Origin of the sequence: Chryseolinea serpens (assembly GCF_900129725.1) — a bacterium.
GTDB classification, from domain to species: Bacteria; Bacteroidota; Bacteroidia; order Cytophagales; family Cyclobacteriaceae; genus Chryseolinea; species Chryseolinea serpens.
In genome coordinates, this window is record NZ_FQWQ01000001.1 from 2509511 (window position 1) to 2532982 (window position 23472).

The following is a 23472-nucleotide window of genomic DNA, read 5'->3' on the forward strand; positions in this document are numbered from 1 at the left end:
GCCCGCCTTCGCTAAGCTTCGGCGGGCGAAGCCCGCGAAAGAGGTAAAAGAAAAATAGCGGAGATGGCTCCTCCGCTATTTTCAAAATTACAGGTGCTATTTAGTTCCAGGGTTTACCGGTGCCCTGAATTAGCCAAGGTTTGGACCATGCGCTATTCTTGCCGTCGGCTTGAGAGAAGCCGGTGACTTCGAGCCTGTCGATGGCGCTCGACGTGTTGTCGGCGTTGAGTCGGATCTCGGCTTGCATGTAGTAGAAACGTAGGGGCATTTTATCACGCTTGGCGGAAATGCCGGTTGCCAGATCGGGAAAGCCCGTGCGGCGGTAGTCGAACCATGACTCGGTGGCTACGGTCCAACTGGCGATCCATTTTTGTTCGATGATCAATTGTTGCAATTTCTCGAGCGACGCAGTTTTATCGAACTCCACCGCAGGTTGTGCAATGTAGTCGTCGTAGGCATCGGCCAGTCCCCACGTTTGGAGGGACGCAGCAATCGCGGCATTGTAGCGGTCGGCGGCCTCGTCTTTGTCGCCATCCATCAGGGCGGCTTCGGCCAAAATGAAGTGCACTTCGGCGGCGGAGATCAGGCGAGCCTTTAACAAGTCGCCATTTGCTTCCTGGTACATATCGCTCAGGAAAGACACATGCGGATTGTATGACAGTTGACCTGGCGTGGGGTTCATGTTGTAGGCAGAAGGCAATGCCGAGAAACTTGGAGGTATGCCCACATAGTCGGGATCGGTATCGATGATCACATCTTCTACTACATCAGGCGCCAGGTGACGCACTCCGTCAATGATCTCGTCTCCTCCAGGGAGCATCGTGTCATCGATAAAAAGCGGGATCTCGACCTTCTTTGCCCAGAGGTCAAGCCGGGGATCGTTCAGGGATTGAAGCTTATCCACGAAGGTGGCGCACATTTTTATCCGGCGGAAGTTGCTGCCACTGGCATCATAGACCGAGTTGGAAGGCCACGAATCATCAGCATTGTGTCCCGCATAATCCATGACTGCATCGTCGCCAGGGTCTGTGATGATGGGAAATTGAGCAGGATCACTAACGATCTGATCAATGCCTGTCTTAGCATCGGACGGCAGCTTGGAGGAGATGCGCAGGTAGTAGCGCAACATGAGGGAGTTGGCCATCTTGCGCCAAGCTAAGGCATTGCCGTCGAAGTACACGTCGACGTCATTTTTGTAGCCGGGGTTCGCAGCGTCGAAGTCGGCCAGGAGTTGGTTGGCCGTTTTCAGGTCGGCGATGATGCCTTTGTAGATATCTTCCTGATTGTCAAACTTAGCTTGTGAATTTTCGATGCCCGGTGTTTCGCCGTTCAGCGCTGCCGAGTAGGGTGCGTCGCCCCACAGGTCGGTGATCAATCCAAACATGAACGACTTCATCGTCAATGCCACGCCTTGGTGAAATTTCGATTCCAGCTCCACACCACGGTCATAGACCAGCTTGTTGTTTCTGAGCACGCCATAATAGGTCGACCAGCTCTGATCGTACCAGTTGTAGTCGTTGTGACTGTCGGCCCATGCGTCGTACTGCGTATGTTGCATCACACCGGCGATGTCGCCAAAGCCGAGGTTGGTATAAGCTTTGGCACCTTCCGTGAGCACCGTGGGCAGGATCAGGTCGGGGTTCACGTCGGTGGCCTCGATACCGTTGGGGTTCTTATTTACTTCGGTCAAATCTTCGCAGGAAAAGAGTGCGAATACAACCAGGCATGCTATCAATCTTGTTTTCATAATACGTTCGTGGTTATGCCTTAAAATGTGAGACTCAATTTAAATCCTGTGGAAACGGTCCAGGGGTTCACGTTGTAGCGCTCGATGCCTTGCTTGAACGGCGAGTTATTTCCCTGTTGATTTCCCTCCGGCTGAAAGGCCAGCTCCGGATCCACGCCGATCTTGGCTTTGGTCCACAGCATTAGGTTGCGTGCATACAGCGAGAAGCTGGCATTTTGAAGTCCAAGTGCATTTACAAAAGTCTTTGGCAATTGATATCCCAGGGATATTTCGCGCAGTTTGATGAATGATGCATCGAAAGTGGCGGGTTTCATAAAGCCCCAAGGATAGTTGTCGGAAAAGGGAATGTATTTGGTGTCTGGGCCACCGAGGTTCTCCGTGTAGCCCGTGATGTTTCCATTCGCATCGTATTGCGCGATGACGCCAGGATTGAACACGCCATCGTTAAGAGTCACATTATCTCCAAGGTCACCCAGGGGATGTCCACCATATTCCGGGCCGGGTCCGCCCACGATGTGAAAACCATTGGTGATGTATTTGTCAGCATTGGCCACCAGATAGTCGCGCAGCGCATCGCCTGTCATGCTGCCCGGGTTGATCAGTTGGTCGAGCCAGCGCTGTGTTTTAAGATCCGATTCGGCGTAGCGATAGGTTTGCGAAATGAACTGACCGCCTTGGCGCCAATCGAACGAAAGGTTTAGCGTGAACGCCTTGTACGACAACGTCGATTGCATACCCATCAAAAAGTCTGGGTTGTAGTTTCCAATCTTGTTCTTGGTGTCGCCGGCACTCACACTCTGCCACGATCCTTCGTCATCCAGCAACGGGTAGCCATAGTAAGGCGAATTTTTGTCTTCTACAGTTACCAGTTTTGAATCGTAGAGGTCGCCGATCGTTTCACCTACATACGTCCAAGACCCACCTTTTCCGTCCGTCCAGAAAGTGTAAAATTTATCACCACCCGACAGCTCCATCAGCTTGGTGCGATTACGGCTATAGTTCAGGTTGACATCCCATCGCCAATTGCCATTCTCCACAACAGTAGCACCAACGCTTAACTCAATCCCTTTGCTGACCAAAAGGCCTGAATTGACCTTGCGTGTTTCAAATCCACTGGACGGCGCCAACGCAGTCGGGAAGATCTGGTTGCGGCTGTCCATTTTGTAATAAGTTCCCTCAAAGCGTAGTCGGTTGTTGAAAAGGCCGGCTTCCAGGCCAAATTCAGACGTGGTGAGCATCTCAGGCTTCAAGTTTGAAGTCAGTAGGTTCGGTGATTTACCACTCCGGGGGATGCCATTCCACGCCGTATAGGGATCCAGTATGTTATACAGTTGATAAGGATTAGTATCGTTACCCACCTTTGAAATTGCAGCCCGAACCTTCAACATGCTGAGTTCGTCGGAAATGTGAACCATCTCGTTCACCAACGCACTTAAAGACGCAGAGGGATAAAAATACGAGCGGCTTTCCGGCGGGAGGGTGCTCGACCAGTCGTTACGCGCCGTCACATCCAAATAAATCATATCCTTGTATCCGAGCGTGGAGGTACCATAGACACTATAGATGGATTTCTTATTGCGATTGCTACTATACTCAAGATTGTCTGTAGCGATATTCTGAATAGTGTACAAACCCGGTATGACCAAGCCCGTACCTGCTTTGCTCGCATTGGACACGCCGCCGTAGTCTTGATGCATGGCATTACCCCCTGCCGACACGCTGAGATGAAACTGGCCGATGTCTTTTTTATAAGTCGCCAGGAAATCGGCGTTGCGTTCCAGGCGATCCAGGTCGATGATACCATACGCGCCACGCGGTTCGCCGGTGTAGCTGTTGGCGATCTTCGTTTCACGTTGCTCTTTATAGGTGTCGAGTGAATAACGACCAAACACCGTGATGTCCTTCGTGATCTCCCAGTCGAGTTTCACGTTTCCGTAAACACGGTCGCGCACAAAACTGTTGTTCACTTCGTTCGCTAAAAAGTAAGGGTTGTTGTATTCTCCTGCACCATCGTCTTGAGTGAGTTGTTGCAAACCTTCTTTTCCTTTCACCCAATAATTCTTCATGTCGCGAATGTCGATGTGAGGTGAAACATAATAGGCCCATTGGATCGGATTGGTCCCCCGGTTCCCGGCGGGCCGGTTGTTGGAATTGCTCCGGGTGAAGTCGATGTTGGTGCTGAAGCGAACTTTGTTTGAGATCTTTACCGCCGTATTGAAGTCCAGCGTATTTCTAAACAAATCCGAGTTGGGCACGATGCCGCGGTTGCTCATGTTGGTGTAGGACAAGCGATACGTGAGCAGGTCGCTGCTGTTGGACACCGACACCGTGTTCGTAGAAGTGATGCCCGTGCGCACAAAATTCTTCACGTTGTTTGGATGCGAGGTCAGCAAGGTTGGGATCTTGTTTCCATCGGCGTCCACAGGGCTGTTCCATTGAATGGCCTTGTAGCCCTGGTCGAGTCGCGGACCGACACCGGCCACGGTTCCTTCATCGATCGTGAGTGTTCCCGACGGATTGGCATCCGGCGTATAGGGCCGCACACCCACGGCATATTTATCGTGGAAGTCCAGGAACTTGTAAGGGACATCGAAGGTATTGTTGGTGGAAACGTTCACCGTTAGTTTCTTGGCCTTCGCGCCCGTCTTCGTCGTGATCATGACCACACCGTTTCCTGCGCGCGAACCATACAACGCTGCGGCGGCACCACCTTTCAACACGGAGACCGATTCGATGTTGTCGGGGTTCAAGTCGGCAATGGCGTTGCCATAATCGACGCGGTTATCCGAACCGATAGCGCTCACGTTTTGGATTGAGTTGTTCAGTGGCACGCCGTCCACGACAAACAACGGTTGGTTGTTGGTGAGCGATTTGGCACCACGGATCACCATGTTCACCGACGAGCCAGGACCGCCCGTAGAAGAAATGGTCACGCCGGGAACACGGCCCGCCAAACTGTTGAGCACGTTTTCCTGCGGAATGCGGTTCAGATCGTTCCCATTCACGCGACCCACCGAGTAGCCCAGGGAGCGTTCATCGCGTTTGATACCCAATGCCGTCACCACCACTTCATCGAGCGACTCGGTGTTGGGTTGCAACACGACGTCGATGGTGGTTCGATCGCCGATCGATACTTCCTGGGTGGTATAGCCGATGTAGGAAAACACGATCACCGCGTTGTTGTCGGAGGCGGTGATGGAATATTTTCCATCCGCATCGGTGATCGTACCCACCTGCGTTCCTTTCAGGTAAATGTTCACGCCGGGGAGCGAGCTTCCATCGTCGGCAGAAGTGACTTTGCCAGTCACCGTCACGTCAACGGGTGCGCTGGCGAAGGCACTGCCGGCCAGCAGCATCATGCAACAGGAGAATAGGTAGCTCCTGCATTTTTTCTGTAGACTGTAAAATTTCTCATTCATGGGGAGATGGGGGTTAATATTCAGAGTTAGTTTTTGCGTTTCGAGATCGTATTGTTCTTGTTGGCATTGAAAAAAGGGCAATTTTTTTCAACTGATCTTCCGTTTTGGCAACCCTCCCTTTCTGCTCCAATTCCGGCAACTGCAGGATGCTTATCTAAAGCTGGTCATTAATTGTGTGCAGTGTGCTCGCATTTTGCGTCAACCGAGGTGGGGTTTGCGCAAGAGTGCGATATTTAATACGCTCTTAATATAATGATTTTCAAATCTTTACAATAGCCTCAACGATTACGCAAAATGCTCCTTCGTCCCGTGCAGCGATGGGCTGAAAGCAGCCTCCAACGGTTCATTCAATCGGATGTTGATCTATCAGGCCACTGCGCCCGGAAAGGCGATGGCGGGATGTGGCGAGGGAGGTACAAAATCTCATCATTCAAGCGACACGTTCACCCGGTGACTGGCTTTACCAGCGTCATCAAAGCTTTTCAAGGCCACCGGCCCCTTTACAACAACAGGTTTTGTGTAGTGGGGTGAGGCTAGGGTGGGTTCGGTTCCGTCTGTCGTATAATGTATGGTCAGTCCGGGATATTCTACGTTTGCCCTCAACTCACCATTGTCAATGATGGCACCCGGCGGTGGAACGCGATAGTTGTAGCCGCTATTCAAATAATGAAGACGCGGCAGTTCCCGTTTGCCCAGGCGGTTGGCAAAAACATTCCATCCGTCGCGGATCAGCTTTTCGCGTTGCGTTTTGTCGGCTACGGTTTCCCACGGGCGTTCGGCTGCCCAGGCGCTTTCGGCAAAGCCCACCAGTTTGGGAAGCATGTAGTATTCCAGCATGTCGCGGCCCTTCACGGTTTCGCACCACACCTGGGCTTCCAGGCCGAGGATATTTTTGCGGGCTTGAGGTTTCAGATGTTCTACGATGATCTTGTTCTTTTCATATACGTTCACCGCTTCCAGGTCGAGTTTTTGACCCAATGAATTTTTCTTCGTCGTCTTGAACATATCGTAAGGGGCAAAGGTCCAGCTGTGCCGGGTATCGACAAATCCGGCCCAATACAGACCGGGCTCCTGGGGATCTTTGCTATAGGCCAAATCAAAATAGAAGTTGGACACGTTACACAACACCACCTTGTAGCCCGCGTTGGCCAATCGATAGCCCAGGTCGGGATAGTCGAAAATGTTGTTCCAGATAAAGGGCACTACATTGGCGTCGACAAACTCGGCGTTGGGTTCGTATTTCCCATCGCCCTTTTTCGCCAGCGCCACTTCCTCCCATCCATCGAGTTGAAGGTTCCGCGACTTTAGCCGCTTCACCAACTCGCTCAGGAAATAGGTTTGCAGATTTTTGGGATCCTTTATTTCGGGGTGCAGGCGCATCAATTCCAGGGCCATGGGCGATTTTGTCCACGCGCCTTCGGGCACTTCGTCACCGCCTGTGTGAAACTCATCCAAGGTCAACCCTGCTTCCTTGTAGAGCGCAGCAATTTCGTCGGTCACTTTCTCATAAAAATGAAAGACCGATTCGCGCGCCACGCACACCACATTGTCCCGGTAGCCTTGCGCCGATTCGTAAACCGATCGGTCGTCGGGATCGATGAGACGGAATTCATTCGCTTCAACTTCCTTGCCCTCCCCCATCAATCGCTCATAGCGCGCTTCCATGGCTTTGATGGCCGCCCGCGCATGACCCGGAAAGTTCACCTCCGGAATGACCTTGATGTGACGCGCCGTGGCGTATTTCAATATCCCGATAAAATCTTCCCGTGAATAGTAGCCATGCCCATAGCGACCTTCCTCTTTTGAAAAAGGGCCCGAACCATAGGCCGGGTGCAGCGCCGGCGCTTCTTTGCCTGATGTATGTTGTCGTTGTGCACCCACTTCGGTCAACTCGGGCAGGTCTTTAATTTCCAGGCGCCATCCTTCGTCCTCTGTGGTATAGAAAAGAAAGCGGTTGATCTTGTAGAACGATAAAAGATCAAGGGTCCGCAAGATGGTTTCCTTGGTCTGGAAATTCCGGCTCACGTCCAGGTGCAACCCCCGGAATGCAAAGCGTGGGGCATCCTTCACACGCAGGTTCGGCAACCGTAACGTACCAGATTTGTTTGCATAGGATTTTAACGGTATGCATGCGCGCAAACTCTGAATGCCATAGAATACGCCGGCGGCATCGCTTCCTGAAATATCAATGCCGTTGCCGGCGATGTTTAACGTGTAAGCTTCATGCGTGACGCCGTTCACGGTGAGCGGCGCTTGCCGGAGTCGGATGGCTTTCCCCTGCGGAGGGTCTGGCAGTATTTTTAGATCCAGTCCTGTGGCCTCTTTCAAGGCCGCAGCCAGGTAAGCCGACTCTCCAGCCAAACCCTTCTCGAAATAAATACTCCATGTATGATCCATCTCGACGGAATCTTTATCCATCACCAACGAAACCGGCGAAGGCACAATGGGGGTAACGGCGCTTGGAGAAATATCCGTTAAGTCAAGGCTGTTCTGGTATGCCAGCGCTGCCGTAGGGATTGGCTCCTCATCTTTTTCATTTCGGTTAACCTGGTCCGGACTGACAAAAGGCTTCCAGGTGTATTCGACGACGTTCACAATTTTCTTTTCCTTGCCCTCGTCATCATAAAAAACAAAATATAAACCCAGGGGGCGGTCGGTTTCCTTGATCACTGCTTCCACGCCGCGGTAAGAAATATCTACCGACTTTCCCGGCAGCAGCGTGAAGCCTTTGTCTGGCCGTAGCGCATACCAGTCGCCATTGATGTGATGAAGGCGCGCGAACTGTTCGGTCTTGTTCTCGAGGATTCGCCGGGGTGCCAGGTTGAAAAAGAGCGCCCAATTTTTGTCATCCAATTCCAGATCACTGTGATTGGTCAGTTGGAAGCGGGCATCGAACACGTCCTTCTCATCGGTGAAATTGGTGACCAACTCCCATCGCACGGCGATCTTGCCGGCGGTTTCCAGCGGGTTCTTTTTTTGCTGACAGGCCATGCCCGTCAGCAGGAGAAAGACAAGGCAAATGAGGTGGTGTCTCTTTGTAGCGTTCATACAACCGGCCGCGACGGGTTATTATAATTTTATGAAGATCTTCTTACGATACAAAACATACGCCGGAATAAAATTGATGCCCACGAAGAGCATCGCATAGAGCACACTCGCTATTTTCGGCGCCACTCCGAAGTGCGTCAGGGCCGCAAACCATTGCTCGTTGAGTGGTGCGCCTCCAAAGGGCACAAGGTAGAACAGGTAGGAGATCACCTCAGAAATAAAATAAACCGCAATCGCATTGGCCCCAAAAATAATTCCCGGCAGCGTTCCCTTGACGTAGTGGCAGATGTCCACAACGTAGTAGGCCGTACCCAACACCAGGGCAGCCAGTCCGCCGGTGATCAACACAAAGGAACTGGTCCACAGATTTTTATTTACCGGGAAAGTCAAGTGCCAGAGGTATCCCAACACGACCGCTAAAAAGCCAGCGATCAATAATAGGATTGTTTTTTCGTGTGGCGTTCGCGAACTCAGCAGCAACCTGCCGGCCAGCATCCCTCCTATCCCGGTGACAATCGAGGGAAATGTGCTGAGTATCCCCTCGGGGTCCCACGTGCCCTGCCACATGCGGCCCGGCAACAATTTACTATCCACCCAAGCCGCCAGGTTGTTGCCAGGGTCCAGCACAACGCGTCCCTGTCCCGGTGTTGGAATGAGTACCATGGCCAGCCAATATGCCACGAGCGTCACCACCCCAACCCAAACCAACGTTCGAAACGAGGCGTTCAGAAAAAGAAAAGAACACACCAGGAACACGATGGCGATGCGCTGCAACACACCCGTGACGCGCAATTCTGAAAAATGAAAATACGGCAACAGGGTCAGGAAAATTCCGACAGCAAAAATCTTGAGCGCCCGCAACGCGACCTTGTTGTACAACACCCCCTTCGCCACCCCTTGCTCCAATGCCCGCGTGAACGCCAGCACTATCGATACGCCGACGATAAACAGAAAAAATGGAAAGATGAGATCGGTTGGTGTCAGCCCGTTCCACGCGGCGTGTTCCAACGGTTCAAAAATAAATTCGCCGTTACCGGGATAGTTCACCAGGATCATTGCGGCGATGGTAAACCCGCGCATGGCGTCCAGCGAGGTGAGACGCGTGGCCGGGGTGGAGGGGAGCGATTCGTTCATAGGTATCGGTTTACGCAGTTTTCAGCTTTTTTAAATCCGGTCTGCCCAGGGCTCCCGTTGAGACGCAGGGCGTCCCGATGATAAAGCTATCTTCTTCCACTACATCACTTTTCAACGGGTGCGCTGATCACACCCAGATAACGTCCCATCCAGTACGGCAACAACCAAATGTCGCCCGCGCTGTATTCCGATGCGCCGTCATCGCCGCCATCCAGGTCAAAGCGGTTGGCGTTGTGGCGGTTGATGGGTAGTTCGTCAGGAGGCAGCACATCGCGAATGGTTTGCTTGCGGAAGTTGGGTTCGATGCGCTCGATGTCGCGGCGGTGTTCGTTCGACACTTTCCAGTGGATCAGGTCCAGCGGATATTCTTGCAGATACCAAACGGCTTCGTTCAAATCGAAATCGGGTGTGCCCGTGAGTGCGGTAAAAATATTCCACGCCCCTTCTTTCTCGGGCCGCTCTGCCTGCCAGTGGTCGATGATCGATTCTTTGTAACGCGTCTTCAGTGTGTCGTTGAAGGCATAGCGATACAAACCCCAATAGCCCACAAAATACATCTCATCATCCGAATGATTCCACGCCTCCGACAGCATCTTGCTCCAGTCGTCGGCATCCGGCGCGGCCATGCCGATCTTGCTCATGGGATACATCAGGTTCTTGAAGTAGCCATGTTTGTCCAGGAGTTCGAAGGCCTTTGTTTTGTAGGCTTCCTTCTTTGTGAAATGATAGGCAGTTTGCAACATGGCGATGATGTTGGAAGAATTGATCTTCCGGTCGCCGACACCAAACGGTCTTTGGTTCACATAGTCAGGATTCCATTTGCCCCACACCGTGGGCTTGCCATCCCAATCCACGAGGTAGAGGTTGTTGTCGAGCACATGTTGCATCAGCGAGTCGATGAGGGTGACGGCACGGTGTTTCAGGTCCTGATCGTCCAGCAACTCGGCCATCACGCCAAAGGCAAAGATGTGACCGATGGCTTCGTCGCTGCTCGTGGTCGATTTCCAATCCCACTCCGGATCGCCCGCACGGCGCCAGGGTTTGTCGTCATACTTATACCCCCTCCGCTCGAATGAGCGCGATGGGAATCCTTTCAAGTCATTGATAGAATACAACCGCTCCATGGCCTCGGTGGCCTCGCGAATATTTTGCAGCGCATCGTCCGACTTGGTCACCGCATAGCGAAACACTTCTGCGCCGAGGTACATGGACGTCCACAAGCCGTCGTTGTCAGAGTCTTCCAACGAGCCGGTGGCCAGGCTGCCGTCTTTCATATAACCCAGTGTGGCATTGAAGCCGTGCCGGATGTGACGTGCGCGAACCTGGCGCTCGAAATAGTCGGCCTTCTCATGCAAAGTCATTTTTTTTAATACGATTTGTCCCAGCCCCTGATCGGTCAGGATCAGGATGGATCCCTCCGGACCTTCGGCGATATCGACCACGAGGTCGCTGGGGAGCCAGCGTTTGGAGGCGTAGTGATCAAACTTTCCGTCGTGACGTATTTTGAAAGCGCCGCGTGTGGTCCCAAACCACAGGTCGTCGCCGATCGTTCTCACGCAGGTGATCTCCGTCCAGGGAAGTTTGGTCTGGCGTTCGCCTTTTTGGGTGGCCGAGGTGAGGTCGATCACTACATAGCCTTCGCGCGTTCCGATCACGGCCTCTTTTCCTTTTCCGGTCAGGGCAAAGCTGGTCAGATCCTTTCCTAAGAAAACGGTCTTCAGGGTTTGGTCTTTTGTGGAGAATGATTGCAGGGAATTGGCGGTCAGCAACCAAAATGTAGCGGTGGTCTCATCGAAGGCCATGTCCAATATGTTTTCGGCGTGCTTTTCTTTCCACAAAGACTTTCCGTTTTTCACGTATTCCAGTTGCTGTCCATCCGAAAGCAGAAAGCCTTCGCGGTTCCCCTTGAAGCGCGTCACCGTGGGGAGCGTGTGGGGCATGTACAATTCACCAGCCCAGGCGTTGCTGAGCACGGCCTTGTCGTCGACATAGACAAATTGGTGTTCACAGACCTCCAACGCCTTTATCTTTTTATCCGCCAGCGGTCGATAGGTACGGTCCACCACCAATGTCCCGGGATAGAGAAAACTTCCTGCGAAAGGCTTCAGCAAACCTGCCGACGAAAAAACCTGGATCACGCCATTGCGATCGCTCACCACATTCTTCAACGTGATCCCTTCCCCGGCAAGACCATATTTGATACTGTAGTCCTGGACAAATGCAACGTCCGTGTGGACCGGCTGGGTCGGTAATTTGGCAGGGCCATCTTGTTTACAGGCTTGAAAGAAGATCGTGAGCAGGACGAAGGTCCACGGCGCATATTTCATGGAAAGGGCGTTTCGGTTTAGGATGGACAAGAATATCAAAAAATCACCAGGCGCTTGTGGGATTTTACGTTTATGAAGGATGCATTTGCGCAACGGCCAGTTTATCTTCACCGATCGTCACTCCGCCGGTTCCCCGATCATCCCCAGGTATCGTCCCATCCAATACGGCAACAACCAAAACACCGGCTCGCGCTCCATAAAGTGGTCGCCAGGGTTGATGCCCCACGGATTTTTATCCCAACGCACCGTCGACCGGATGCTGGCCGGTGGCAACGCATCCACTTGCACGTCGTCTAACACGGGCGCATGCACGACGTGCACATCTTCCCGTTTCGTGTGGTCGATGCTCCAGTCTACCAGGTCGAGCGGCGTGTCGGTGAGAAACTCTACCGAGGGCTGCAGTTCTTTTTTCTGTTGCCGCGCATACACATAGATGAAATTGATCAACGGGTTGTGATCGCCCTTGCGCCGCTCCAGCCATTGGTCGATATGGTTTTCGTAAAACTGCTTCAACTTGGGGTCGGTTTCGGTTTTCAACAAGATGGGATATTGGTAGGCCGCCAGGATCACGTCGAAATAGATAAACCACGCCGGATTTTGATGCGGGACGTTCGCCATGTTGTCGAGGTAGTGTTCCGTTTGGATGAGACGGAGATATTCCTGCTGAAATTTTTCCTCGCCCGTGATGTAGTGAGCAAACTTGAGGAACGACAGCACCTCCATCGAATTCAGGCTGCGGTCGGGGGTCCATTCGGGATCGCGGTTCAGCCGGTCGGGTGACCAAACGCCCCAACGCGTGGGTTGTCCGTCGATGTCGGTCAGCGTGAACTGATGGGCCATCAGGTGGCTGACGATCTTGGAGACGTGCGCGCGGATTTCCTTTTTCTCTGCTTCATCGGCTACCAGATCGTAGTAAATAAAATAGCCGAACATGTGTCCACAGATCTCGTCGCTGCTGGTGTCGCCTTTCCACAACCATTTGCCATCGCGCGATTTGTGCCAGCGCACCTCCACGGGTTTGTAGCGGGGTTCTTTCACTTCTTCGTCGGCCCGTTCGCGGTCGGTGTAGGAGCGATTGCCGTCGTGGTAGAACGTCCATTCCGTGGGCACGATGGTGCGGGCAAAGAAGCCATCGGTTTCCGTCACCTCTTGCAGGAGTTTCAAAAACCGGAAAGCTTTACGGGCTTTTTCTTTTGCGTCTTCGCTTTTGGTGGTGGCATAGCGAAAGCTTTCCATCGCCAGGTAGTTGCTGGTGAATTCGCCGTCGTTGTCGTCGTCTTCCGCCTTCCAGTGAGTAGTGTCCCCTTCTTGCAGCAGCCTGCATTGTCCGGCGATCCACGGTTCGCGCATGTGACGGCGCATCAGCACATCATAAAAATAGTGTTCCTTGGAGGCCAGCGTCATACGTTTTCGTTTGATGGCGCTCACACCCTGGGGTGTGCCCAGCCAGGCATTTCCGTCGGCATCAAAAGCAATGGCGTTCACTTTGTCGTCGACCAACCATCGCCGGCTGAAACGCAGGGAAGGTGAGTGATCGCCTGCATAGCGCACGACACCCACATTGGTGCCGATCCACATCACGCCGACCGGCGAGCGGCGTACAGCGTTCACGTGGATCGACGGCATGCCTGCATCCGGTCCAAGCGTTCTCATTTTCTTCCCGTTCTGCAATACCGTGACCCCTCCAAGTCCCCCAGCCCAAACCTGCCCGCCATCCTCCAAGGCAACCCCGCGAATGTAGGCACTCAACAGATCGGTCGTATCCATGAGGTGTTGCGTGCTGTCGCGGCCGGCATGATATAAGCCTACATCCGTTGCGAGCCACAAACCTTCGTCACCATCAGAGATCACGTCGCGGATGGAACGGGCAACGACGTAGTTCTTTTTCTCGCATCCTTCCTCTTTGAAGAGCCATACGCCTCTGGGACCTGCGGCATACATTCCTTCTGTTGTGGCACACAACACGCTTAGCGGCGACGTGGCCCCTTCCATTTTGGTCACCACGTTATGCTTCATCCTAAACACGGCCCTCCAAGTGCTCATCCAGACCGCGGAGTCCTTGTCTATCACTACTGAAAATGCAGGGCCTTGTTCAACGGTCGGCAGCGCGGCTTCCCAGGTCATGGATCTGTTCTTTTTCACAAAGACGCCCGCCGGTGTGGCGATCCACACGTTGGCTTTGCCATCCACCGCGAGACTTCGCACTTCGCCAATGCTCGCAGGAGTGGTATAACCTTCGTGATATTCCTGCCAAAACACGGTGTCACGGAATACGGTCGTCTCAGCGGGTTTAGGAGGCGCCGGGGCGTTCTGCTTGCAGGCAAACCAGAGCGCGCACGACAACAGTAGAAAAAGTCGTTGCATCATAAAGGGGAGTCGCACAGCTTTTGCGCGTAAGCAAGGATATCAAATTTTTAACGAAGCTCAAGGAGGATTTTGCGTATATCATTGGAATGTTAACGCACGATGAACCGATCCGGGATCTTTGCGGCTACTGGCCACCCGGCGTCGACTGGTTCATGAGGCTACCCTTGCGCTCAGGTCCGCTATTTCCGAATGGTGAACGTATCCTTTACCGCGCCCTCGCTATCCACCGCCGTATAGGTGAGCGATTTGTCATGGATTTCCATGCGCTGATAAAAGTATCCGCTGTCGTATTGCTTCACGGCGTAAGGCTCCGGTGTCATGGCCTCGTGATGGCTGGGGATGCTGATCGAGATGGCATATACCGTGCCCTTGCCAAAGTTGTCCACCACTTTTCCGGCGAACATCGGGTTGGAGCGCATGTAGTAGTGAATGTGACCACCCAAAACCATGTCGACATGATATTTGTCGAAAAGAGGAACCCAAGCCTGTTGAATATCGAGATAAGGTTCTTCAAAATTGTAGGGCGGGAAATGAAACATCACAAACTTCCAGGTGGCCTTGGTGTTGGCCAGTTTCTCTTCGATCCAGGGGGTGTGGGCATCGACTTCGGAAGTGGCGTCGATCATGATAAAAAGCGCGTTGCCATATTCGAAAGCATAGCTCGATTCCGTGTCAACGCCGCGGGGCCCATTTTTGGGTAAACTAAACAAGTCGTAGTAGAGTTGCGCGCCCAAACCGTCCTGCCGGTCGTGGTTGCCGGGTACGGGCATCAGGGGTTTGCATGAAAACACGTCGTGCGAATAGCCAAACAAATGATCCCAGTCGTCGCGGTTGAGGCCCGTGCTCACGATGTCGCCAGCGATGGAGTAGAAGGCTGCGTCTTTATTGTTCTTGTCGGCCAACGACACCAGCTTACCCGAATCGGGAAAACAATGCGTGTCGCCAAACCATACGTAGGTAAAATCCTTCGTCTTCGCCGGCTCGGTCTGGAACGATCGCACGGTCGACCACCCCAAGCCTGCACCCACGCGGTAGCCGTAGTGCGTGCCGGCGCGCAAATTCGTGAGCTGCGCGGTGAACCGGTTGACGTACCGGTCATTGAACAGCATGCGGTCCTGGATTTGGTTGCGCGACGCTTTTGTTGTCAACGTGTCGGTGGTGCCTTCGATCCAATACTTCACTTCACCTTGTGTCACAGCCGGTGCGGTCCGCCATTGCACATCGATGCTGGTTTGGGGTGAGGCGCTCCAGGTCAGCAGGACCTGGTCGGGTTCGGCGTGAGAAGGAAACTGGGTCTTCCGAAAGGCATCCACGACGTGTGCCTCGCGCGCCCGGCCCCGGACGGTGGTGAACAGCGCCTGGCCTTGCAAGGCTTCGGGAACTTTTGTGATCACCAGGCCCGACCAATCGTGATACGTGAACGCCCCCACACGCAATGTGTCAACGGGGTAGCCGGGATAGACATCCGAAAGGACAAGCTTCGCTGTTTTGTCCTGTGGTGCAACGCTCACAAAATAGACCGGGCGGTGTTTGTCAAAACCATTGATCCCCAGTTCGACCTGGCCCGCCGGAAAATCTTTTTGCCATACTTCGTAGGTATACTCCTCGTTCGTCACCTCCATCGTTGTTTTTGCGAACCCTGCCGGTTCCAGCCAAAAGGGAACAACGGGCTGACCTTTGTCGCGCATGATGGAGACTGTTACCGGAACGTTCACTGTAAAATACTGATAGCGCGTCGCCAGCACATGCCGTTCCGCATCGGTCACAAACTGACGCATAAAGGCGTCGTCGATCTTGGCAAATTGCGCTTCCGGCACGTTGGCATAGAGCCGGCTGATCACCGTGTCCATCACGGCGGCCACAGAACCTTGGGACTGGGGTGGCGTTTTGTGACAGGATGTTAGTGAAGAAATAAAAATGGAAGCGATGAAGATGTAGCGCATATAATCAGCGTTGTCAAAAAAGGAAGGAGCCGGAATGCTTTTTCAAACATCTAGCCGGCCCTTACCTGTACCCAAACTAAGAAATTTTCTACCCCAGACAAAGCCGTCCAACACCGTGTGTTTTGCAGAAAGATCGCTCTTGCTGCGGCCGGCCTTTCCAGGAAGTTCAAAAGTAGACTGCATCCGTTAGCATTGACGTGGGGTTTTGCGCATAGAATACTTCAAAACGCGCAAAATCCTGACAGGCAGAATAGTTTTTATTCCGGTCACACGGTTTTGGATTTTAAACCGTATCTTTACACATCCTTCCTGTTTTGAGAGAAACTTAGCCTCCTAGGCCATCCCGATTCACCAAGGCCCCTTTCCGCAAAGTTTTCACCAACCCACATTACATGGCCCGACCACAAGAATCATTCAGTAAAAAAGACCTCGAAAAAAGAAAATTACAGAAGCGTAAAGAAAAAGAGCAGCGCAAAGAAGAACGCAAAGCCGCCCCCAAAGACACCTCTTGGGAAAATATGGTTGCCTACGTTGACGAAAACGGCAACCTGACCAACAAACCACCCGACGTAACCGCCAAGAAGAGCGTTATCAACACTGCCGACATTGTTACCGGATCGCGCAACACCGGCGAAACCGTTCACGTGAAGACCCGGCAAGGAAAGGTGATGTTCTTTAACTATGCCAAGGGATTTGGCTTTATCAAAGACAACGAAACTGGCCGGAACGTTTTTGTCTCCAGCAACGTGTTGCTCAACACCATCAAAGACAACGACATGGTGACTTTCGAGACCGAACAAGGTCCCAAGGGATTGAACGCTATAAAAGTAAGATTACTGAAATAGATTTTGCCTCACCGCAAAAGAAGGCTGCCTAAACAGGGCAGCCTTTTTATTTATAACCCCAAGTTTAGCCTGGGGTTAGCGGACGAACTGAAAATGGCACCATAGGAAAGCTGAATCGATCTTCACTTTTCATGGCGCCGACCGTACACACTGCCCCGGGGAGCAACGCGCCGATCCACTCTCTTCGAACGGGACGTATCCTTTGGGCAGAGTGGCCCGATTGCTCTTCGAAGCCAGAGGTAGTGAAGGTGCGCCATGAACGTTCGTGCTGCTAGTAAAATGCGCGCGTGGCGCAGTTGCGAGCGGTCATGCTAACCCCAGGCTAAAGCCTGGGGTTATTAAAATCCGAAATGTGTATCTGAAGGGATCGTCAAAGTTGTTCTGCTCGTTAGCAACGTTAGTACCAGCGCGAATAAACCTCTTAAAAAAGAAAGAGGCCGTCCTTTTGAGACAGCCTCTTTTGCTTTTTATCGAAGAGAGTGGAATTAAACCAGTTTCACTTTCACGGCGTTCAAGCCTTTCTTGCCTTTTTCCACTTCATATTCTACTTCATCGTTTTCACGAATTTCGTCGATCAGCCCGGAGGAGTGAACGAAGATGTCTTGTTCGTTCGAGTTCGAGGGCTTAATGAAACCAAAACCTTTGGCGTCATTGAAAAATTTTACTGTTCCTTGCATTTTGTAATGTTTTATTAAAAGCATCGTTTTACGCTGCAGCCAGCCCGATAATCACCGATACGATACATTAAATTTTGCCCGAGGAATTCACAGGGCGAAGTGTAATGAGGGATTGGGAAATTAAAGAAGGAAAAAAGACAACGATGTATCAGTCTTGTTTCCGATTCACTTGAACTACGTCACAAAGGTAAACCTTTATTATGGGTAAACCTATTCCGGCAACCGGTAATTACACCGTTGTCGGAATGGGTTCGAATAGGCTATGCTTGCTCCTCCGCAGGCTGTAAGCGCGTAACATGCAGCACAAACTGACTGTCGAGCTTGAATTCGAAGCCATATTTCTCCATTTGCTCGCTGGCCTTGCGCGACGTGTTGAGCATGCTCAGCAAGTCTTGCGCGGCGAATGATTTCCGGATGCCATTGGTCGACTTGCCCCGGAAGGCTTGCAACACAAAAGAGAACGTTTTTTCCTTTGCCGCGAGTGCTTTGAACTCGTGACTAAAAAGTTTGTATTGCTGCGGGCCGTCGCCGGCAGCCAGCATAAGGTGCACGATCACGGGGCGATACTTATTCCACAAAGAAAGGTAAACGGTTGGCGTCATAGAATTCAAGATGTCCATTTGAAGGATTGGTTTGCTGTAGGGGATTTATTCCAGGTAGGCGCGCAGCGATCTGCCCTTGCTCAGGGTTTGCAGACGCCGGGTGGCCTTTTCTTTTATTTGGCGCACGCGCTCCCGTGTCAGGTTGAAGCGGGTGCCGATCTCATCGAGTGTCATGGGATGGTTGCCGTTGAGACCAAAGTAGCTGGAGATCACCTCCGACTCACGGTTCGTCAACGCTGCCAGTACGCGGTTTATCTCGCCCTTCATGGAATGAAGCATGAGATTGGCGTCCGGTGTTTCGGTGCTGGTGCTGGCCAATACATCCAGCAAACTGCCATCTTCGCCTTGGCTTAAAGGTGCATCTACTGAAACCTGCCGCCCGGTGAAGCGCATGCTGGATTCCACTTCTTCCAACGAAACATTCATGGATTCGGCAAGCTCTGCCGGAGAAGGTTCGCGCTGAAATTTTTGTTCGAGCGCGGCGAACTCCTTGTGCATTTTGTTGAGAGCCCCTACGCGATTCAACGGAAGTCTCACCACGCGCGACTGCTCGGCCAATGCCTGCAACACGGATTGGCGGATCCACCACACGGCATAGGAAATAAATTTAAAACCCCGCGTCTCGTCAAAACGCATGGCGGCTTTGATCAGGCCCAGGTTGCCTTCGTTGATCAGGTCGCCGAGGGCGAGACCGTTGTTCTGATATTGCTTGGCCACGGAAACCACGAAGCGCAAATTGGCTTTCACCATTTTGTCGAGCGCCGCCGCATCACCCTGCCGGATCCGTCGCGCCAAATCCACTTCGGCTTCGGCTGAGATCAGATCCACCTTGCCGATTTCCTGCAAATACTTATCCAGCGATTGCATTTCGCGGTTGGTGATCTGCTTGGTAATCTTAAGCTGCTTCATGTTGCGGGTGATTAAACCTGTTACTCAAAACACCGAAAAAATATTTTCCTGAAGATTTCGTCAAACCTCAAACCGGGCGTGCGCCCAATTGCTTCAATAACCGTCCATGCAAAACCAGCGCCTGGAAGAAGGTGCGCGTACTTTTGTACGGCAATCCAAACTCTGTCGCGGTTTCTTTTACAATGCCGGAGATCTTCCGGTAGTGCACGTGACAGATGGAGGGGAACAAATGATGTTCGATCTGAAAATTAAGTCCGCCAACATACCAGGAGAACCAACGGCTTTTGTTTCCAAAGTTCGTGGTGGTCAGGAGTTGGTGTACGGCCCAATTGTTTTCCAGCATGTTGGCGTCGTCGGGCAACGGAAATTCGGTGCCTTCAATGACGTGTGCGGGCTGAAAGATGATGGCCAGGATAAAACCGGCGATGTAGTGCATCAACACAATGCCGATGATGATCTGCCACCACAACAAGGGGGTGAACAACACGGGCAACACAAAAATATACGTGATGTACAAAAGCTTGCTAAAAATCAGAATGATCCACTCTGTGGTGATGTTGGCATTTTGTTTCTTGGCCAGTCCGGTTTGATGATAGCGAACGATGCGGACGTAATCTTTGAAGAAAAGCCAAACGATGGTCATGAGTCCATACAGGAACCATGCATAGATAAATTGGTACTTGTGTACCTTTTTCCAGGCGGTGTGCGGCGTCATGCGCAGCGCTCCCCGCGGGCTGATGTCTTCGTCTTCCTCGTGTACGTTGGTGTAGGTGTGGTGCAGCACGTTGTGTTGCATCTTCCAGTTGAAGGCGTTGGCGCCAATCAGGTTCAGGGAGTATCCAATGAGCACGTTGATCCATTTCTCTTTGGCATAGGCGCCGTGGTTGGCATCGTGCATGACCGACAGGCCGATCCCTGCTAACCCCAGACTCATCACGATTACCGATGCCAGCATGGCGAGGTTACCCGTCACGACGTTGGCCAGGATGAGACTATAGGGAACAAAGTAAGCCGCAAACATAACGACAGTCTTCACCACCATTTCGCCGTTTGCATGACGATTGATGTTATGATTTTTAAAGTACTCGTTGACGCGCTTATTGAGCGTAACTGAAAAATCGCGATTCGACGTCGCAAAAGTTAATGACTTCGGTTGTTGCATTCTGGATGAAATAAGAATTAAAAACGGAGGTGAACGACTCCATTGGACCCATGCACTCCCATTGCAGGCACTACCACACGTGTGAAAGATGTGCTTTCACACAAAAGTTTCCGTATTAATTGTGGAAAGGATTAAGAAACTACAATTCCGAGGCGAAATTTCGGCAGTGAATTAAAAGAATCCGCAATTGACGCGTAAAGATACGACCAATTAAGTTACGAACCTATTGTCTCTAAAAGGAGTGAAAAGGGCCATATTACCCTCTGGTTACGCCTTTATTAGCTAACGTTCAAGTTGCATTTCCAGTTCATAACACAACGCTCCGATGTCAGCAAAAGAACGTCTTGTTAAATTTTTCTTGCGCGATGTGATGCTTTCGACGATAACCTTACGTCATAAAAAATTTTCATCAACGCATAGCCATCAAATTTTCTTCAATGCGTGCTCCAAATCTGTCAGGAGATCGTCTACGTTTTCGATGCCAACAGAATAGCGCACCAAACTTTCCGGAATGCCGAGCAACCGGCGTTGTTCCTCGGTCAGCTCCACGTGACTGGTCGTTCGCGGAGGGCCAGCCAGGGTGCTGACCGATCCCAGGCTTGCTCCCAGGTGAACAAGCTTTAACGCCGGAAGAAATTTTTTGACCAGCTCCCAGCCGCCATCCAATGAAAAACTCATCATCCCTCCAAAGCCGCGCATCTGTGATTTGGCGATGGCATGGCCTTGATGACTTTCCAAGCCCGGGTAGAAAACGTCTTTGATCTTGGGATGCTGGTGGAGATACTTTGCGATCTTCAACGCCGACGCATTTTGACGCTCCACTCTCAACTCCAGCGTTTTCATTCCACGCGCAATCATGTAGGCGGGATCGGCTTGCAGGCTCGCACCGTTGATCTCGCGGAAACCAAAAATCTTCTTCACGAATTCTTCTTTGCCTGCCACCAATCCACCCATAGCATCGGAATGGCCACACAAAAATTTTGTCGCACTGTGCACGACCAGGTCAGCGCCAAGTTCCAGGGGATTCTGATTGATCGGGGTGGCAAAAGTGTTGTCCACCATAGTGATCGCTCCTACTTTTTTTGCCGCTGCTGCCAGGCGTTTGATGTCAACGATCTTCAGCGTGGGGTTGGTCGGCGTTTCGAGATAGAGCAGGTCGCATCCTTTGGCCACCTCGGCCTCGATCATCTCGTGGTCGGTGGTGTCGCAAAGTTTTACATCTACTTTATAGTTGGGAAGAAAATCGAGAAACACTTTGCTGGTGCCGCCATAGGTATCTTTTAATGAGACCACTCTTTTGCCGGCGGTTAAAAATGTGAACAGGCTGTTGCTGATGGCGGCCATGCCTGTGGAGAACGAGGTTGCTGCCTCCGCCCCTTCCAACACGCGGATCTTTTCCTCCAGTGCCGCCACCGTTGGGTTGGTGTTGCGGCTATAGATATAACCGGGTTCTTTCCCCGTGGCCACTTTGTGCCATTCGTCCAGGTCCTCGTAAGCGAACGTTACGCTGTTGACGATCGGTGTTGTCGTCGCACCTTTTGTGTTGACGTTGCCCTCGCCTGCCCATACGGCATCGGTGCCTTTTTTGTATGTCGATTTCATTCTTTTCCCGAATTACTTTTTGATGATGTTGTTGTATAGAATAGCAATGGACCGGCTCAGTACATTCCGGATATCGCTTTGGTTATCGGGAATGCATCCGTTAGTGATCACTACAAATCCGAATTTGTCTTTGGGATCGAAAAACATGGCGCTGTACAGTCCGTAGGCCGAGCCGGTGTGACCCTTCAATACTTTTCCAGGGATCAATTCCGTGGCGGTACGCATGGCCATGCCATAGCCCTCTTCTTCGGAGATCTTTTCCCGCATCTTTTCAGCACTTTTTGCCGACATGATCTTCACGCCTTTATACGATCCGTTATACATGTGCATGGTCATGTATTTCGCCAGGTCTTCGGCGGTGATCTTCATGCCTCCTGTCGGTGAAAATACCGGCGTGGAGTATCCCATCGTGTAGTTCCTGATATCTTCCGTGCGGGGTGCATAGGCTTGTGGCATGGGGGTAAAACGTTTGTTCAGGGAATCATAATCATACAACGTAGCAAAGCGCGAGGCATCCAGTGAGTCGACACAATAGCCTCCATAGAGTCCCAGCGGGTCGAGAATGCGATGCTTGATGCGCTGGTCGAATCGCTCACCGGTTTGCCGTTCGATGATGGCGCCGATCATATTAAAATTGAGATTACAGTAGAGGTATTTTGCCCCGGGAGCATAGTCGCCATAACACTTGGCCCAGTTGGGATTCTTCGCCGGGTCGATCAGGTCCAGGTAGAAATAGCCCTGGCTGTCATTGATGCTGGAGGTGTGCGAGAGCAGCATTTTCAGCGTGATGACCTTGTCGGGGAATTTTGGATTTCTTACGGCGAAGCCCACCAGCTTGCTGGCGTCGTCGTCGAGGCTAAGTTTCCCCGCTTCGATGAGTTGCATGATGGTGACGGCGGAAAATGATTTGGATATGGACGCGATCCGGAAAAGGGTGCGGTCGCTAAGCGGAATGTTCTTTTCCACATCCTGCATCCCGAATTGATGTTTGTAGACGATATCACCCTTGTTGACCACCACCACGGAAAGGCCAACCACATCCAGGTCGTCGATCACCGATTGCAATTCTTTTTCCGCCTGGGGATTCTGACCAGCGCAAAAAATAGAAACGAGCAGGAGAGATAAGGTGAGCGTACAGTATTTAAGCATGGGCTTCTTTATTAAAATAGACAATCGGTCAAGCTATTCAATATACCGTATTGTTCCAATTCTGGCAGCGCCGTAGCGAGCGTCTTTTTTTGAAAAAAGGCCGAAAATGCTTGGATTGGAGGGATTTGAGATTATTTCCGGGCGTATTGTAACCCCGCGTCAAAATAAGCGTCTAATGCATAAGAACTCTATGTATTAACAGTTTATGCATCCAACCGAATTATTAAGAGGCACCCTGCAAACCATCATTTTAAAGGTGTTAAAAGACAATGGCAAAATGTATGGCTATGAGATCACGCAAATGGTGGGTGAGCTTTCGCAAGACCGGATCCTGCTCACGGAAGGCGCACTGTACCCGGCCCTGCATAAACTGGAAAACGACGGGCTGGTCAAAACCGAGGTCGTAAACATCGGCAAGCGCGTCCGGAAATATTATACGTTGACCTCGGAAGGGAAAGCCCTGGCCAAGGACAGGGTGGCCGAATTTGTAGATTTTATTAGGACCATGTCTGCGGTATTGCAGGTAAAAGTAGGTTAAGGT

General features: G+C 51.9%; 15 protein-coding genes. 2 read left to right on the forward strand and 13 right to left on the reverse strand.

Annotated elements, in window-relative coordinates; translation table 11 throughout:
- Positions 1-100: 100 nt before the first annotated feature.
- From BUB30_RS09965 to BUB30_RS09995, 7 genes are all read right to left on the reverse strand, one after another.
- The gene (locus tag BUB30_RS09965; protein WP_073133243.1) at positions 101-1747 is read right to left on the reverse strand and encodes a SusD/RagB family nutrient-binding outer membrane lipoprotein; all 1647 of its coding nucleotides are present in this window, start codon (positions 1745-1747) and stop codon (positions 101-103) included.
- A gap of 20 nt (positions 1748-1767) precedes the next feature.
- The gene (locus BUB30_RS09970; RefSeq protein WP_084138002.1) at positions 1768-5166 is read right to left on the reverse strand and encodes a SusC/RagA family TonB-linked outer membrane protein; all 3399 of its coding nucleotides are present in this window, start codon (positions 5164-5166) and stop codon (positions 1768-1770) included.
- A gap of 426 nt (positions 5167-5592) precedes the next feature.
- On the reverse strand, positions 5593-8214 hold the full coding sequence (locus tag BUB30_RS09975) for a family 20 glycosylhydrolase (protein ID WP_073133247.1): 2622 nt from the start codon (positions 8212-8214) through the stop codon (positions 5593-5595).
- Positions 8215-8235: 21 nt separating this feature from the next.
- A complete protein-coding gene (locus BUB30_RS09980) occupies positions 8236-9348 on the reverse strand; it encodes an acyltransferase family protein (RefSeq protein ID WP_073133250.1) in 1113 nt (370 codons plus the stop codon).
- Positions 9349-9452: 104 nt separating this feature from the next.
- Positions 9453-11675, reverse strand: a complete 2223-nt coding sequence (locus BUB30_RS09985) for a ligand-binding sensor domain-containing protein (protein ID WP_073135036.1) — start codon at positions 11673-11675, stop codon at positions 9453-9455.
- Between the two features lie 117 nt (positions 11676-11792).
- A complete protein-coding gene (locus BUB30_RS09990; RefSeq protein ID WP_073133252.1) occupies positions 11793-14042 on the reverse strand; it encodes a ligand-binding sensor domain-containing protein in 2250 nt (749 codons plus the stop codon).
- Positions 14043-14221: 179 nt separating this feature from the next.
- Positions 14222-15985 carry a purple acid phosphatase family protein gene (locus BUB30_RS09995; RefSeq protein ID WP_073133254.1) on the reverse strand — a complete coding sequence of 588 codons (1764 nt, stop codon included), beginning with the start codon at positions 15983-15985 and terminating at the stop codon, positions 14222-14224.
- A 392-nt stretch (positions 15986-16377) separates the two neighbouring features.
- Here BUB30_RS09995 and BUB30_RS10000 point away from each other — a divergent pair, with 392 nt between their 5' ends.
- Positions 16378-16830, forward strand: coding sequence for a cold-shock protein (locus tag BUB30_RS10000; protein WP_073133257.1), 453 nt, complete (start codon positions 16378-16380; stop codon positions 16828-16830).
- A gap of 485 nt (positions 16831-17315) precedes the next feature.
- On the opposite strand, the gene BUB30_RS10005 is transcribed toward BUB30_RS10000, so the two are convergent.
- From BUB30_RS10005 to BUB30_RS10030, 6 genes are all read right to left on the reverse strand, one after another.
- Entirely contained in the window at positions 17316-17507 is a 192-nt protein-coding gene (locus tag BUB30_RS10005; protein ID WP_073133259.1) for a cold-shock protein, read from the reverse strand.
- Positions 17508-17767: 260 nt separating this feature from the next.
- Positions 17768-18127, reverse strand: coding sequence for a hypothetical protein (locus tag BUB30_RS10010; RefSeq protein WP_073133261.1), 360 nt, complete (start codon positions 18125-18127; stop codon positions 17768-17770).
- A 27-nt stretch (positions 18128-18154) separates the two neighbouring features.
- Entirely contained in the window at positions 18155-19018 is an 864-nt protein-coding gene (locus BUB30_RS10015; protein WP_073133263.1) for a sigma-70 family RNA polymerase sigma factor, read from the reverse strand.
- 67 nt (positions 19019-19085) lie between these two features.
- Positions 19086-20180 (reverse strand): fatty acid desaturase family protein, encoded by a 1095-nt coding sequence (locus BUB30_RS10020; protein WP_073133265.1) that lies wholly within the window; start codon positions 20178-20180, stop codon positions 19086-19088.
- A gap of 423 nt (positions 20181-20603) precedes the next feature.
- Positions 20604-21782: a cystathionine gamma-synthase family protein gene (locus BUB30_RS10025; RefSeq protein WP_073133267.1), complete on the reverse strand. Its 1179-nt coding sequence runs from the start codon at positions 21780-21782 to the stop codon at positions 20604-20606.
- Between the two features lie 12 nt (positions 21783-21794).
- A complete protein-coding gene (locus BUB30_RS10030) occupies positions 21795-22931 on the reverse strand; it encodes a serine hydrolase domain-containing protein (protein ID WP_073133269.1) in 1137 nt (378 codons plus the stop codon).
- A gap of 205 nt (positions 22932-23136) precedes the next feature.
- Between BUB30_RS10030 and BUB30_RS10035 the strand changes: the two genes are divergently transcribed.
- Complete coding sequence (locus BUB30_RS10035) at positions 23137-23469, forward strand: PadR family transcriptional regulator (RefSeq protein WP_073133271.1); 333 nt, start codon at positions 23137-23139, stop codon at positions 23467-23469.
- Positions 23470-23472 lie beyond the last annotated feature (3 nt).